Source organism: Erysipelotrichaceae bacterium 66202529 (assembly GCA_017161075.1).
Lineage (GTDB): Bacteria > Bacillota_I > Bacilli_A > Erysipelotrichales > Erysipelotrichaceae > Clostridium_AQ.
This window is the reverse complement of the sequence record CP046174.1, coordinates 3,977,188-3,992,338: the sequence shown is the minus strand read 5'-3', so window position 1 is coordinate 3,992,338 and position 15,151 is coordinate 3,977,188. Positions and strand designations below refer to the sequence as shown.

Here is a 15,151-nt window from a genome sequence, read left to right as displayed (position 1 = left end):
TGCCGTTGTTTACTGTCATAGAAATAAGCATTGTGTAAGAATGCGTAAGATAAGCATACTAATCAAAATAAAATGATTTATAAAAAAGCTCATAAACCGCTGTATTTAAGGCAATCTGTGCGTTTGACAGTTATATGGTAATGGAGTACATTAAGGGTGTAAAGGAAGTCTGAAAAGGCTTACGGGAGGTTGATAGAATGTATGATGTAGCGATTATCGGAGCAGGCATCGCCGGCTGTTCTCTGGCATATGAGCTTGGAAAATATCAGGTGAAGGCGGTACTGATTGAAAAAGAAAATGATGTATCTGTAGGGACAACCAAGGCAAACAGCGCTATTATCCATGGCGGCTATGATCCGCTGCCGGGCTCTAAAATGGCAAAATATAATGTCGCAGGCAACGCATATATCAAGGAGCTGTGCGGGAAGCTGGATATTCCGTACAAGCAGATCGGTGCGCTGATTATGGCATTTTCCGATGCGGATGAAAACACACTGAAGGAATTGAAGGAGCGCGGTATGCAAAACGGTGTGAAGGGTATGGAAATCTGGGATAAGGAGCGTTTGCATAGGGAAGAACCTCATGTATCCCAAAATGCCAGAGCTGCCCTATATTCACCGAATGTCGGTATCGTGAGTCCATGGGAGCTGGCACTGGCACTGGCAGAGGTTGCGGTTGAGAATGGTGTTGAGGTGAAGCTGAATACAAAGGTAAACGGCATTGAGAAAATAGAAAACGGGTATTCCATTGAAACCAGTCAGGGCGTGATTGAAGCAGCCTGTGTATGCAATGCGGCGGGTGTATTTGCTGATCAGGTGAATGAGATGGTGAATGATGCTGCCTTTAAAATCGAACCGAATAAGGGAGAATACTATTTACTGGACAAGAGTCAGGGAAATCTTGTTCATCATGTGATATTCCAATGTCCAAATGAAAACGGAAAGGGCGTTCTGGTTGCGCCGACAGTGCATGGCAATCTGATTGTCGGCCCGGATTCCCAGCCAACCTGCCGAGAGGATGTTTCCACAACTGCTCAGGGCTTGAATTATGTACGCAATACTGCACTGAAATCAGTTCCGGATATCAATTTCCGGGAATCTATCCGTAACTTTGCGGGTGTACGTGCGAGAACAAAGGAGGATGACTTCTTTGTATATGAGGATCCAAAAAACCGCTTGTTCTTCAATATCGCAGGGATGGCATCCCCGGGCTTATCATCCGCTCCTGCAATCGCAGTGGATGTGGTAAGCATGATGAAGGAATCCGGGTTGCAGCTGACACAGAAGGACACCTATATTGATACAAGAAGTGTTGTACGCTTTCGTGAAATGAGCAATGAAGAGCGCAAGGCTATGATTGAACGAAATCCGGAGTATGGAAAAATTATTTGCCGTTGTGAGACGGTAACGGAAGGAGAAATCATCGATGCTGTGCATCGTCCGATTCCTGCTGTATCCATAGATGCGGTGAAGCGCCGCTGCAATGCCGGTATGGGCCGCTGTCAGGGAGGCTTCTGCGGGCCGCGTGTACAGGAAATCATCGCAAGAGAGCTGAAAAAGGATATCAGAGATATACCGCTGGATCGGGAAGGTATGATTCTGATTACAGGAGAAACAAAATCCTCTGGAGGTGAGCATTAATGAAATATGATGTTATCGTAGTCGGCGGGGGGCCGGCAGGTCTGGCATCCGCATTGGAGGCATGGAAACAGGGTGCTAAGCACATTCTGATTCTGGAGCGTGACCAGGAGCTTGGCGGCATATTAAACCAGTGTATTCACAACGGATTTGGTCTGCATCACTTTAAGGAGGAGCTGACCGGACCGGAGTATGCAGGAAAATTTATCGAGATGCTGAAGGATACCAACGTCGAGGTGCTGCTGGATACGATGGTACTGGATATCGATGAAGAAAATCGCTGCATTCATGCAATGAATAAGAAGCAGGGCTATATGCAGCTGGAGGCAAAGGCAATCGTATTGAACATGGGGTGCCGTGAGCGTACCAGAGGTGCTATCGCGATTCCCGGAGACCGTCCTGCTGGAGTGTTTACTGCCGGAGCTGCCCAGCGGTATGTGAATATTGAGGGCTATATGGTGGGAAAACGTGTTCTGATTCTGGGGTCTGGAGATATCGGCTTAATCATGGCGCGCCGTATGAGTCTGGAGGGGGCAAAGGTTGTCGGCTGTGTGGAGCTGTGCCCGTATTCCAACGGATTGAACCGAAATATCGTACAGTGTCTGAACGATTATGATATCCCGCTGTATCTCTCCCATACGATTACGGATATACAGGGAGATAAACGGGTGGAGCATGTCATTGTACAACAGGTTGATGAAAAACGACAGCCGATTCCGGGAACGGAAATCACCTTCGATGTGGATACTGTCCTGTTATCTGTCGGTCTGATTCCAGAAAATGAATTGTCCAGAGCAGCCGGACTACAGATGGATCCAAGAACCAATGGACCTGTTGTTTATGAGAATATGGAAACAAGTGCAGAAGGAATTTTCGCGAGTGGAAATGTCGTACATGTACATGACCTGGTGGATTTCGTTACTGCAGAGAGTGAGCGCGCCGGAAGAAGTGCCGCAAAATTCGCATTGCAGGGAAAAACTGCATCCAATTCCTGCATAGCTGTGAAAAACGGAAATGCGGTTAATTATACCGTTCCGCAGAAAATCCGCATGGAGAATGTAGATAAGTTTGTGGAAGTGATGTTCCGCGTGAATAATGTTTATAAGGATATGGAAATCCGTGTAATGAGCGGTGATCAAAAGCTGGCAGGCTTTAAACGCGAGCATATGGCTCCGGGTGAAATGGAAAAAATTGTGATTCCAAAGCAGCTGCTGGAAAAGGCAGAGGATCAGCTGATAATCAGTGTGGAAAAGGCAGGTGCATAAGCAATGAAAAATTTAATATGTATCGTTTGTCCAAAGGGCTGCCATCTGTGTGTGGATGAGCATAACGGTTATACAGTAACCGGAAACAGCTGTCCAAGAGGTGCGGAGTATGGGAAAACAGAGCTGACAGACCCAAGGCGTGTCATCACCTCAACGGTGAAAATCACTGCCGAAACAGCTAGAAGAATTCCAGTAAAAACAATACAGAGCATACCAAAGGCAGGCATCATGGATGTGATGAGGGCATTGGATCATGTGGAGGTAAAGGCACCGATCGCTGCAGGTGATGTGGTATTACACGATGCCGCAGGGCTTGGTGTGGATATCGTTGCGACAAAAACGGTTGCACACTGATCATCAGGCTATAAAAAATTGTCCGCATAGTATGCATGGAAGTATAGGAAATATGATTTCTTTAACAGCATAGCCTCGTGAGTAATCACGGGGTTTTTGCATTCTCTGTACCGTTAACAGAGTATGTCATGAACACATTGATTTATATGAAATTTCGATATGCATCAATACCGTACTGCCAGGTGAGGAATGAGCTGGCGATTACTGCACGTCAGTGTTGTGTACCTATGTTTTTCTTATAATACTACGATATGTTTGAAGAGGAATGCTCCTTCCTTCGATGAAAAATCTGTAGAAGCAGTCTTGCGCATATACATAACCTGTTGTTTTCTGTTATAATGAAGGCACAAAGCAAAGAAAGTGTGGTGGTTATGAATGAGTCCCAAGCCTGAGGGTATACAGATAATAGAAACAGGGGATGATCACTTGCCGCCATCGTGCAGCTGATGATTCTCCTATACAGAAAAGGAGAAGAAAATGAAAAGAACAATAACAGAAGAGAATCTGCTGGATCTTTTGCTGCATGGAACACTGCAGGATTTGCAGGATACGATTGATACGATTCACCCTGCGGATATTCTTGATCTGCTGCATAAGCACAAGGAGCATGCACAGGAAATTTTAAACCGGTTGCCGGATGATATGCTGGCGGATATCGTCGAGGAAGAGGATGACGAAGATAAATACGAGCTGTTAAAACGCTTTTCAGACAGTAAACAGCGTCATATCCTGGACGAAATGAGCAGCGATGAAATCACCGATTTAATGGGAGAGCTGGAAGAAGAGGAACAGGCTGACATTCTGAAGAAAATGGATTCTGAGGATCAGGCGGATGTCCGAAAGCTGATGAGCTTCGATGCCGAGAGTGCCGGCGGTATCATGACGACGGAATTTATCCGCATCTTTGCGAAAAATACAGTTCAGGATACTTTGCATTTTCTACAGAAGAACACGGATGAGGAGACGACCTATTATTTGTATGTTGTAGATAAACAGGATGTCTTAAAAGGGGTGGTTTCCCTGCGGGATATCGTAACCTCGTCTTTTGATACACCAATCATGGATATCGTGAATCCCAATGTGAAAACAGTTTTGTACAGCGATGATCAGGAGGAGGTTGCGCACCAGTTTGAGAAGTACGGCTTTATCCTGATGCCGGTTGTGGATGAGCAGCAGCATATGCTGGGAGTCATTGAGTTTGACGATATCATTGATGTCATTCAGGAAGAAAATACGGAGGATATCCATCATTTGGGTGGTGTCAATAAGGAGGAGCGTGTGGATTCCACGGTTAAGGAATCCTTTTCCAGCCGGATACCGTGGCTCATTGTGAATCTGTTTACTGCAGTTCTTGCGGCTGCTGTGGTCAACATGTTTGAAGCTACCATCGCACAGGCGGTTGCGCTTGCCACAGTAATGCCGATTGTGACAGGGATGGGTGGAAATGCCGGGACACAGACGCTGACGATTGTAGTACGTGGGCTGTCGCTTGGAGAGCTGACAAAGGAAAATGCCTTTGTGATTTTAATGAAGGAAATCGGTGTCGGTATGCTAAGCGGTATTGTCATCGGTGTTGTTGTGGCTTTCGGGGCGATGCTGATGGAAAGCAATCCGGTTTTCGGTCTTGTTACCGGTGTTGCTATGTTCTTAAACATGATTCTGGCCAATCTGGCCGGCTATTTCATTCCGGTTATTCTGGAAAAAATGCATGTGGATCCAGCACTTGCCAGCGGTGTGTTTGTAACGACAGTAACGGATGTGATGGGGTTTTTCATGTTTCTGGGGCTGGCTACTCTGGTACTTCCGTATATCGTATAATTTTGGAAGCAAAATATGAGAGAGCAGTTCGTCGGAAAGGAGCAGTATATGAAAGCATTGATAACAGGTGCAAGCAGCGGTATCGGCCGCGATATGGCAAGGGTACTGGCTGCCATGGATGTGGATTTGATTCTGGTCGCAAGACGCGGGGAGCGTCTGCGTGATTTACAAAAGGAGCTTCGTGTACCCGTACAGATTATCGTACTGGATGTTTCGGTAAAGGAAAACTGCCTTGCCCTGCATCAGCGCCTGCGTGATGAATCTATTGATATCCTGATCAATAATGCAGGCTTTGGAGATTTTGGAGAGTTTCCACAGACTGACCTGGATAAGGAGCTGGAGATGATCAACACCAATATCCGGGCAGTTCATATTCTGAGTAAGCTGTTTTTACGAGACTTTGTAAAAAAAGACAGCGGCTATATTTTGAATGTGGCATCCAGCGCCGCGTTTTTACCCGGACCTCTCATGGCAACGTATTATGCCACAAAAGCATATGTACAGCGTCTGACACTGGCTATGCGCAAGGAGCTTCAGAAACACAATAGTCATGTTTCTGTCAGTGTTCTTTGTCCGGGACCGGTACAGACGGAGTTTGATCGTGTTGCCAATGTGAAATTCATGATGAAGGGTAAGACAAGCATGGACATAGCGGAGTATGCGATCCGTACAATGTTTGAGAGAAAAGCCATGCTGATTCCCGGCATGCTGATGAAGGGAAGCTATCTGTTATGTAAGTGCCTGCCATTGGCAGTGCAGATGGAGGCCTCATATCATATTCAGCATCGCAAAAACAGGTAATTGAAAAAAATATAATCATAAGAAAAACAGGAAAGCAGAACTCTTATTGCAGAGTACGGGCTTCCTGTTTTTTTTCGTATGGCTTTCTATATTGCAGCCTTATTTTCTGTTTTTTCAGTGGAGTCAAGCTGTGATGTGCAGTGAGGGCAGCGGCTTGCATCTGCAGCGATCTCTGTCTTACAATACGGACAGATTTTTACTGCTGGACTAGCCGTTTCCTCCGGCTTTTTCACCTTTCTGGAAAGCGAATTCATTGTTTTCACCATCATAAAAATAATAAATGCCATGATGATAAAATTTATGACCTCTGTCAGAAAGGTACCATAGTTCAAGGTGGATGCTTTAGCCGCTGTCGCAGCCTGCAGAGTGTCGTAATGATGACCATCGAGTGCAATAAACCAGTTGGTAAAATCAATACCGCCAGTACACAGCGTAATCACCGGCATGATGACATCATTTACAAGGGAGGAAATGATTTTCTGGAATGCCCCGCCGATAATTACACCAACGGCCAGATCCAGTACATTTCCCCGCATGATAAATTCTTTAAATTCATTGATAATCGTTTTCATATTGTCTCCTGTTTACAGCCTGTTTTCTTATACCTGCAGATATTCGTTGTGCTTCTGCATATATGCTTCGATTTCACCCGGATCCTTCATGATAGAGGCGGACAGATTCCTGCATCCATCCTCTGTAACGAGTACGTTATCCTCAATGCGGATACCAATGCCTTCCTCTTCCAGATATAAGCCCGGTTCAATGGTGAATACGTTCCCCGGACGCAGCTTGTAACCGGCTAAGGAAACATCATGCGTATCCAGACCAAGCATATGGGATACTCCGTGCCAGTAATAATCTTCCACACCTTTGCCGCGTTTCAGCATACCCATCGGCTTCAGCTTTGCCTCATAGAAGCGAATCAGCTCCTGATTCAGCTCCTTCAGGGTGCGTCCGGGACGAACCAGTGACATAATATAGCGGTTAGCTTCCAGCACAATATCATAGATTTCTCTTTGCCGCTTAGTAAATGACCCGTTTGCCGGGATGGTGCGGGTGATATCAGCATTCATATATTGATAGCTGGCACCCAGATCACACAGCAGCAGACTGTTCTTTTTTATGCTCCGGTTATTTTCATCATAGTGCAGAATGGTCGCATTTTTTCCACTGGCAATAATAGAGGGAAAGGAATGCTGACAGCCATTGGTTTTTAATACAAAATCAAACCAGGCCTCTACCTGATGCTCTCCCATACCGCAGCGGACATGATCCATCATGGCATAGATTCCCTTACGCGTTACTTCAATGGCCTGCTGTAGCTGCTCAATCTCCGTTGTATCCTTGATCAGCCGCAGACTGCTTATATGTGGGGCTGCATTATGCAGTGTGATGTAGGGATACCGGCACAGCAGCTCTCTGGTAAAACGATGAGCTTCACTATCCGCCTGATATGCCTCCTGTCTTGTGAAATCCGCATAAATATCTACCCGTGACTGGTTATCAAACAAGCGGGATATTTGCAGTCCGAGCATCTCCATCGCTTCCTCGACCCAGAATATTTCTTCAATCTCACTGACTTCTGCAGCTTCCTCCGGCAGCATTTTTCCGCCAACCCATTTGGCCTGCTCCTCATCGTATTGTTCCAGAAACAGCTGTTCTCTTACTTCCCCGTTTATGCGGAGAATGACCAGTATCATATGCTCCTTATCCAGGCCGCTGAGATAGTAGAAGCTTCGATCTACACTGAACGGATATTTCTCATCACCTGTTTTATAGGGAGCTTTGCCACTAAAAAACAAGGCGATGGCGTTTTCCGGCAGCAGCTGTGCCAGAGCAAGACGTCGTTCTTTATACATGCTATCAGTCCTCTTTTCAGGTCTATTGTATCATGAAAAAACGATTCCGTAAAAAGCATACTATCTCTGTTACGAAGGTAGCTTATACATTCGTACAATTCCTTTGCTAATTGTATGGGTTATTGTGTAAAAAAAGCTGTGAAAATATCGATACTTTCACGACTTTATCCCGTGTTATTCATGAGAAGACAGAAAATATGTAAACATTGAACGAATGTAAAGAACTATAAATCTTTATTGAAATACGAAAAAATGCTTTATTTATCGCTCTATTTTGCTTTTGTGAAAAAGTTATCATTTAACCATTATTTCAATGAAGAACAAAAGATTAAGATAATAACACTTGAATTTTCACTTATACATATGTTCAGCATATATGCATTGACCTCAATAAAATGCTGTGGTAATCTAGAGACAGATAAAGGAACCGCTTACAGAGAGGAGGCGCAGAAATGAAAAAAATTGTAGACGATGCCCGTCTGATTTATAAATGCTGTTATCTCTATTACATGGATGGTCTTGGACAAAAGGAAATCTGTGATCAACTGGGTATCTCACGGGCAACTGTTTCACGGCTGTTGAAGGCAGGAAAGGAAAACGGTGTCGTACGGATAGAGCTGGACAATCCGGACAGTATCCTGTATGGCGAGCTGGAACGGAGAATTGAACAGCAGCTTGGCTTGAAGGAAGTTCTGATTGTCGATGAGATGGAGCTGGAAAGCAAAGCAGATCATATGCAGAGAGTAAATGAAGAAGCACTTGCCTATCTGGCCCGCATTTTCCATAATCAGGATTACATTGGTGTTTCTATGGGAAAGACGCTGTATAATCTGGCAAATGTGAAAAACAGTGTAGAGGAAATGGAGTGTACCTTTGTTCCGGTTGTTGGCGGTGTTGGTACACAGCTACAATCAGATGAGGGCTATCATTCCAACGAGATTGCCAATGCGTTCGCAAAGAAATTCCAGGGCAGAGCCGTCCAGTTCTTCGCTCCGGCCATGTTTCAGGATACCAATATCATGGAGGGCTTTCTGAAGGAACGCCCGGTACAGGAAGTGACCGCATTGTTCAAAAAACTGAAGACCGTTATTATGGGAATCGGCTCCTGCAGCTCCAGGGATTCCACCCTTGTGAAATGCGGCTATCTCAGTAAGGAGGATTATGAAGCATTTAAGGAGCAGGGGGCAGTTGGTGATGTGCTGCTGAGGTTTCTGGATAAAGACGGAAACAGTGAACCGTTTCACGAATTCAATGAGCGTGTGATGGGGCTGTCTGATGAGGCGCTTATGCAGATTGAAAACCGTATCGGTATCGCGGTTGGTGAGGAAAAAAGCAAGGCGATTCTCGGTGTGATTCGCGCAGGAAAAATCAATATTCTGATAACAGATATCAGCTGTGTAAAGAAATTGCTTACGCTTATGGAGGAGGAAACGTCATGACAAGAGATATGATGCTGATTTTTATGATTGCTATTGCACTGTTTATAATGCAGGCCATTGGCGGTGTATTTCAGATTAGAAGCTACAAAGCAGCGATACGGCGTGTTCATAAAAAGGGAAATGTTGGAATCGGACAGAAAAGAGGTCGGTTCTTTAATGGAAATATTGTAATCATGGCCTGTGATAAAGAACAGATCATTACGGATTGTGAGATTATGGATGGAAAAACCTTCCTGGCAAAATTTCATCCGGTTAGGGAATTGCTGGGAAAAGCATTGATCGGGGTATCAATCGATGAGTTTCTGCATATGTTTCGTGCCATGGAAACGAAGAAACAGAAACAATATCGAGGATATATACAGGCATTGGAAGCGCTGGAGCTGCGTTTCCGTAATGCAGACTGCACAGTTGAGATGGATACGGCCGAGCATCTTGAGCTGCGTAAGCCAGAATTGACATAAGGAGGAAGTGACGTATGGAATTCATATCTGATTTTGCACAAGGATTCATGGCATTGTTTCAGGCAGGCGGAGAAACATTCGTAGGCTGGGTTACAGGAATTATACCTATGGTAATCTGTCTGATGACAGCCATTAACTCCATCATTAAACTGATTGGAGAAAAACGAGTAGAGAACTTCACGAAAAAGCTCACACGATTCACAATAGCGCGTTATACCGTCGTACCGGTACTGGCAGTACTGTTTCTGGGAAACCCGATGTGTTACACCTTCGGGCGCTTCGTTGAGGAAAAGTACAAGCCTGCGTATTATGATTCCTGTGTCAGCTTTCTGCATCCGGTTACCGGACTGTTTCCACATGCGAACCCCGGGGAGCTGTTTGTATACATGGGAATTGCGGCAGGGATTACAAAGCTGAATCTGCCACTTGGTGATTTGGCAGTCCGCTATTTCATCGTCGGTCTGATCGTTATTCTGATCAGAGGCGTCTTGACGGAGAAAATCTATCTGCGTCTGACTTCAAAATTCACAAATACAAAAAATACGGAGGACTAGGATATGTACAGAAAGGTAAAAATCACAAAGGGAAGCAGCGGCTGGGGTGGCCCGCTGGTATTGGAGCCCACGGAAGTACGTAATAAGGTCTTGTGTGTAACTGGAGGAGGAATTCATCCGATTGCCGCAAAAATTGCAGAAATGTGTGGAGCTGAAACAATAGACGGATTTAAAACAACAGTACCGGATGAACAGATTCTTGTCGCTGTTGTCGATTGCGGCGGTACTGCACGCTGCGGTGTCTATCCGAAAAAAAGAATCAGCACAGTTAATCTTGTACCGGTTGGTGCTGTCGGCCCGCTGGCACAGTTTATCACGGAGGATATCTATGTATCCGATGTAAAAGAGGATAACATCGTATTTACAGATGAAGAAGTGAAAACAGAAACCATCACAGAAGAAAAGAAGGAACCAGGTGCCCCAAAGACAAAGGCACAGGCCAGAAAAGAGCTGGAGGAAGCCAATCAGGGGAAAAAGCCGGGTATCATCACCCGCATCGGTATCGGTGTCGGACAGGTGGTAAATAAATTCTTTGCGGCCGGGCGTGAATCGATTGAAATGGTTATCAAAAACGTATTGCCGTTCATGGCCTTTACATCCACAATTCTTGGAATCATTCAGGTCAGCGGACTGGGAAATGTCATCGCAAATACGATATCTCCGCTTTGTTCGACCATGCCGGGTATGATTGTTATCTCACTCATTTGCGGTCTGCCATTTTTGTCACCGATTTTAGGACCGGGTGCAGTTATCGCACAGGTGGTCGGTACCTTGCTTGGTGCTGAGATCGGATTGGGGAATATTCCTGCACAGTATGCGCTTCCTGCATTGTTTGCTATCAATGCACAGGTCGGTGGTGACTTTGTACCCGTTGGTCTGTCTCTTGGGGAAGCAGAACCGGAAACCATTGAATTTGGTGTTCCTGCCGTCTTATATTCCCGTGTGATTACCGGCCCGCTGGCTGTTATTATCGCCTTCGTGTTCAGTATTGGAATGTATTAAAAGGTGAACTCATGAAATATCAGGCAACGATTACAGGACTTGGCTCCTGTGCACTGGATTTTCTGGATGAATGCTGTAACTTCATTATTATCTTTAATGAGGATGCACCTTCGGAGCTGGCAGATATCTCTGTGCTGCATACCAAAAGCGAATTGAAGGAAGATCCGAAAAAGGGCGATACTGTCCGCATCTGCGGTGTGGAATATACGATATCCGATGTTGGATGGGAAGCCCTCAACACACTGAAGGAGCTGGGGCATTGTACTTTGTCCTTTAAGGGACTGGACACTGTGGAACGACCGGGCATTATCGAGCTGATTGGAGAGCCGATCAAAGCGGAACAGCTGGTTGTCGGTGGAACGATAGAAATCGAATAGCATATTGATTAGCAGCTAGAAAGCGAAGCAGTACAGTGGAATTTATAAAGCAGGGAATTAGGGTATTGATAGAAATGTAAGGAAAATAACAGGATATATATAGATAAAAAAAGGAGGATATCTGTTATGTTAAACATGAACAAAAAGCTTGCGAAAAGAGAAGAAGAAGGGAAAATCATCAAATGCGGTATTGTTGGTGCCGGTCAGATGGGGCGCGGTATGGTTACGCAGATGGTGCTGATGAAGGGAATCACACCAGCTGTTGTATCTGATATCGACCAGGAGCTTGCAGTTCACGCATTTAAGTATGCAGGCGTAAAGGATGAGGATATCGTTTGTACCAATGATATTGCAGAAGCAGACAAGGCGATGGAGGAAGGAAAGTATGTCGCTACGACAAATTCTAATCTGATTTCCCAATGTCGTCCAGTAGAGGTGGCAATCGATGCTACCGGTGTTCCTGATGTTGGCGCAAAGGTCGCAACCGATGCAATTAAAAACAAAAAGCATGTGGTTATGCTGAACGTGGAAACGGATGTCGTTATCGGACCTCTGCTGGATAAAATGGCAAAGGATAACGGTGTTATTTATACAGGCAGTGCCGGAGATGAGCCGGGTGCCGTTATGGAGCTGTATGATTTCGCAACCGCTATGGGGTTGGAAGTTAAGGTTATGGGAAAAGGAAAGAATAACCGTATTGATAAAAGCTGTAATCCGGATACCGTTCTGGAGGAGGCTACAAGAAGAAAAATGTCACCAAAGATGCTGTGTGCATTCAAGGATGGAACAAAGACGATGGTGGAAATGACGGCAATGTCAAATGCTACCGGTCTGGTACCGGATGTTATCGGTGGGCATGGTATTGCCAGTGATGTAAAGAGTCTGAATGAGACCTATAAGCTGAAAGAGGATGGCGGTATTCTGAATCAGCATGGTGTTGTTGAGTATGTAAACGGAATTGCACCGGGTGTATTTGTGACCGTTGCTACGGATAATGAGGAAATCGCATACCAGATGCAGTATCATTCCATGGGGCCTGGCCCGCTGTGGACATTGTATCGTCCATACCACCTGTGCAATCTGGAAACTCCGCTGACTGCCGCAAAGGTTGTTATTGACGGGGAGCCGACAATCGTACCAAAAAACGGCTTAGTTTCCGAATGTATCACAGTGGCGAAGATTGATCTGAAAGCAGGACAGACCATTGACGGTATTGGCGGCTATACAACCTATGGGTCTATCTGTAAGCATGAGGTAGCTAAGGAAAAGGGCTATGTTCCATATGGTCTTGTAAATAATAAGGCAGTGATGAAGCGCGATGTGAAAAAAGGGGAATTGATTACCTATGATGATATTGAGCTTGATACAACTACGCTGATTTACAAGCTGCGTCAGGAACAGGATAAAATTTTCGGATAATAGAATATTCTTTGTCCTGCACTCTCGGACAGATATCCAGCAAAAGAATGCAAAAAACGGTTATGTAAACTAGAGAGTGGTTGTGTAAAATGACGCTGTAAACAAAAGTGTGGGTAGAAGAAAGAAAACAGATGATAAAAGGAAAGTAAAATTCCTTAGAGTCATCTGTTTTTTTATGCTCTGCTTAATAATCAAGCACAGGAACATGCTGTTTAAGCAAATCCAGGGGTAGAATAATGGAAAAAGGAAGGTCTCATCTTGTGTTATATATGCATAACTATCTGGTATCATAAATGTTTATGTGTATTCTGTACAGCGGTTAATACAAATACATATGCTTAATTGCAGGAATACTTCAATCCTGTAAAGGAAATGAAAGGATAAACGTGCTGCCTTTATACTCTTCGCTTTTTACATGGATAAAGCCGTCACATAAATCACATACATGGGATACAAGACTTAATCCGATTCCATATCCGTCCAATTTTTGTGGATGGATGCGGTAGGTGTAGTCAAATATTTTTTCCTGTTCAGCTTCACTGATCCCCTTACCATGATCTTGAACATAGAGAAGAACACTGTGATATTTCTGTTTCAGGTAAATATTGATTTCCTTCTGATTCCCGTATTTGATTGCATTTTCTATGAGATTATCAAGTGCTCTTCTCAGCCATTGCTCTTTTCCAAGTATACGGTAACTGGCATCCTCCTCGAAATCAAAGGACAGCTTATCATAAACTGCGTGGTAGCTGTCATATTCCTCTGCAGCAATCAGTGCCAGATCACATATGCTCTTTTGTGTATTTTTATGTGCAGAAAGAGCTAAAATATCATCAATAGAGCGAGACATTGTATCCATATCACTGCTAATATCATTACCGGCAGCTATTTTACCTTTAATAAGCATGATTAAATTTTTCTGCTCATGCGCAATATATGAATGGAGTCTGCGCTGATCCTCATCATATGCGGAAAGCTTTTTATTGATTTGTGCATATTCGCTGGTAAAGGGTTCTTCAAGAGAGTTAGTTTCTTCATCTCCGACATGTAACAGATCATGTGCAATCTTATTTTCCTGCTTCTTATCCAGCAGCTTGATACCCATTAGCAGGAAACCGGACAGAATAAGTATGAGAAAGCAGATTGCAGCTATCAAAAGAGGCAGATATTGAAAGAACGATTGTCTGAAAAAATCATACAGTTGTTGTGATGTTATGGGTTTCATATAAATGATTTCACTGCTGTATCGGGTGGAATAAAGAATCTCCGGTATCCTTTGCATATCGGCATTGGATTGACTGGTGAAGAAGATAAAGCACAGCAGAATTGCAAAGGTCAGCGTAGTCGCATAGCAACAGATTAAAACATATTTTTTCTTAGTTATGGATGACATAAGTAATACCCTTTCCCCTTTTCATTGCACAATATGGATTTTCCATCAAGCATCAGCTTTTTACGAATATTCGCCATATGAACACGGATAACACCGGAGAAGGGATCAAAGTCCTCATCGTATACATGCTCTGCAATCTCATAATTGGATATGACTCTGGGATGCTGGCTGGCGATATATTCGAGGATATCATATTCCTTCGGAGACAAAAGTACTTTGTGATAATCCAGGCTAACACTTCTGGAGGCCGGATTTATAATCAGACCCTCTACCTTGATGTCTGCTGTCGGTCTTCCACGAAACCGGCGTATAACTGCCTGAATCCGTGCATTTAGTTCCTCAAATTCAAACGGCTTGGTAATATAATCATCCCCACCCAGCTGCAAACCCTTCACCCGCTCATCCAGATCATCACGTGCAGTGACAATTAGAACAGGGGTATCCACAGCCTGATTCCGCCAGCTTTTCAGGAGATCGAAGCCGTCAGTGTCCGGAAGATTCAAATCAAGCAATGCGGCATCATATGCCGTATCATGTATTTTCTGATCCGCAGTTTCTCCATCATGAGCGCTGTCGCATACAAATCCGAACGTATGTAGCTGTTCTGTCATCAACGTCGCCAATTCCCTATTATCTTCTATAACCAGCAACCGCATATAATCATCCTTTCCTGATAAAGTGAATGCTTCACTGAAAACATTATAGTATATTTTATGTTAATTTTAAATCAAGGGCTTGCCTGAAAATTAACATTGGCTATGCTATGATGATG

At 44.4% G+C, this 15,151-nt stretch carries 15 protein-coding genes; 11 read left to right on the top strand and 4 right to left on the bottom strand.

Annotation, left to right across the window (positions count from 1 at the left end):
• Nucleotides 1-197 precede the first annotated feature (197 nt).
• The 5 genes from GKZ87_18880 (at nt 198) to GKZ87_18860 (ending at nt 5,875) form a co-directional block, all read left to right on the top strand.
• A complete protein-coding gene (locus GKZ87_18880) occupies nt 198-1,640 on the top strand; it encodes an FAD-dependent oxidoreductase (protein QSI27411.1) in 1,443 nt (480 codons plus the stop codon).
• Nucleotides 1,640-2,902 carry an FAD-dependent oxidoreductase gene (locus GKZ87_18875; GenBank protein QSI27410.1) on the top strand — a complete coding sequence of 421 codons (1,263 nt, stop codon included), beginning with the start codon at nt 1,640-1,642 and terminating at the stop codon, nt 2,900-2,902. The genes GKZ87_18880 and GKZ87_18875 overlap by 1 nt, the downstream gene beginning before the upstream one ends.
• Before the next feature lie 3 nt (nt 2,903-2,905).
• Nucleotides 2,906-3,256, top strand: a complete 351-nt coding sequence (locus GKZ87_18870; GenBank protein ID QSI27409.1) for a DUF1667 domain-containing protein — start codon at nt 2,906-2,908, stop codon at nt 3,254-3,256.
• A 477-nt stretch (nt 3,257-3,733) separates the two neighbouring features.
• Nucleotides 3,734-5,074 carry a magnesium transporter gene (gene mgtE / locus GKZ87_18865; protein ID QSI27408.1) on the top strand — a complete coding sequence of 447 codons (1,341 nt, stop codon included), beginning with the start codon at nt 3,734-3,736 and terminating at the stop codon, nt 5,072-5,074.
• A gap of 48 nt (nt 5,075-5,122) precedes the next feature.
• Nucleotides 5,123-5,875 carry an SDR family NAD(P)-dependent oxidoreductase gene (locus tag GKZ87_18860; GenBank protein QSI28017.1) on the top strand — a complete coding sequence of 251 codons (753 nt, stop codon included), beginning with the start codon at nt 5,123-5,125 and terminating at the stop codon, nt 5,873-5,875.
• A gap of 86 nt (nt 5,876-5,961) precedes the next feature.
• Here GKZ87_18860 and mscL read toward each other — a convergent pair whose 3' ends face one another.
• On the bottom strand, nt 5,962-6,447 hold the full coding sequence (gene mscL / locus GKZ87_18855; GenBank protein QSI27407.1) for a large conductance mechanosensitive channel protein MscL: 486 nt from the start codon (nt 6,445-6,447) through the stop codon (nt 5,962-5,964).
• A 27-nt stretch (nt 6,448-6,474) separates the two neighbouring features.
• Nucleotides 6,475-7,734, bottom strand: coding sequence for a M24 family metallopeptidase (locus tag GKZ87_18850; GenBank protein ID QSI27406.1), 1,260 nt, complete (start codon nt 7,732-7,734; stop codon nt 6,475-6,477).
• Nucleotides 7,735-8,186: 452 nt separating this feature from the next.
• Between GKZ87_18850 and GKZ87_18845 the strand changes: the two genes are divergently transcribed.
• The 6 genes from GKZ87_18845 (at nt 8,187) to GKZ87_18820 (ending at nt 12,986) form a co-directional block, all read left to right on the top strand.
• The gene (locus GKZ87_18845; protein QSI27405.1) at nt 8,187-9,173 is read left to right on the top strand and encodes a sugar-binding transcriptional regulator; all 987 of its coding nucleotides are present in this window, start codon (nt 8,187-8,189) and stop codon (nt 9,171-9,173) included.
• Entirely contained in the window at nt 9,170-9,634 is a 465-nt protein-coding gene (locus GKZ87_18840; GenBank protein QSI27404.1) for a transcriptional regulator, read from the top strand. Before GKZ87_18845 ends, GKZ87_18840 begins: the two co-directional genes overlap by 4 nt.
• A gap of 14 nt (nt 9,635-9,648) precedes the next feature.
• Nucleotides 9,649-10,188 carry a PTS sorbitol transporter subunit IIC gene (locus tag GKZ87_18835; protein QSI27403.1) on the top strand — a complete coding sequence of 180 codons (540 nt, stop codon included), beginning with the start codon at nt 9,649-9,651 and terminating at the stop codon, nt 10,186-10,188.
• 3 nt (nt 10,189-10,191) lie between these two features.
• Nucleotides 10,192-11,190 (top strand): PTS sorbitol transporter subunit IIB, encoded by a 999-nt coding sequence (locus GKZ87_18830; GenBank protein ID QSI27402.1) that lies wholly within the window; start codon nt 10,192-10,194, stop codon nt 11,188-11,190.
• An 11-nt stretch (nt 11,191-11,201) separates the two neighbouring features.
• Nucleotides 11,202-11,567 carry a PTS sorbitol transporter subunit IIA gene (locus GKZ87_18825; GenBank protein QSI27401.1) on the top strand — a complete coding sequence of 122 codons (366 nt, stop codon included), beginning with the start codon at nt 11,202-11,204 and terminating at the stop codon, nt 11,565-11,567.
• A 126-nt stretch (nt 11,568-11,693) separates the two neighbouring features.
• A complete protein-coding gene (locus GKZ87_18820) occupies nt 11,694-12,986 on the top strand; it encodes an NAD(P)-dependent oxidoreductase (protein ID QSI27400.1) in 1,293 nt (430 codons plus the stop codon).
• A 355-nt stretch (nt 12,987-13,341) separates the two neighbouring features.
• Here GKZ87_18820 and GKZ87_18815 read toward each other — a convergent pair whose 3' ends face one another.
• Together GKZ87_18815 and GKZ87_18810 are read right to left on the bottom strand one after the other, a co-directional pair.
• Nucleotides 13,342-14,379, bottom strand: a complete 1,038-nt coding sequence (locus tag GKZ87_18815; GenBank protein QSI27399.1) for a GHKL domain-containing protein — start codon at nt 14,377-14,379, stop codon at nt 13,342-13,344.
• Complete coding sequence (locus GKZ87_18810) at nt 14,367-15,035, bottom strand: response regulator (protein QSI27398.1); 669 nt, start codon at nt 15,033-15,035, stop codon at nt 14,367-14,369. The genes GKZ87_18815 and GKZ87_18810 overlap by 13 nt, the downstream gene beginning before the upstream one ends.
• Nucleotides 15,036-15,151: the final 116 nt, after the last annotated feature.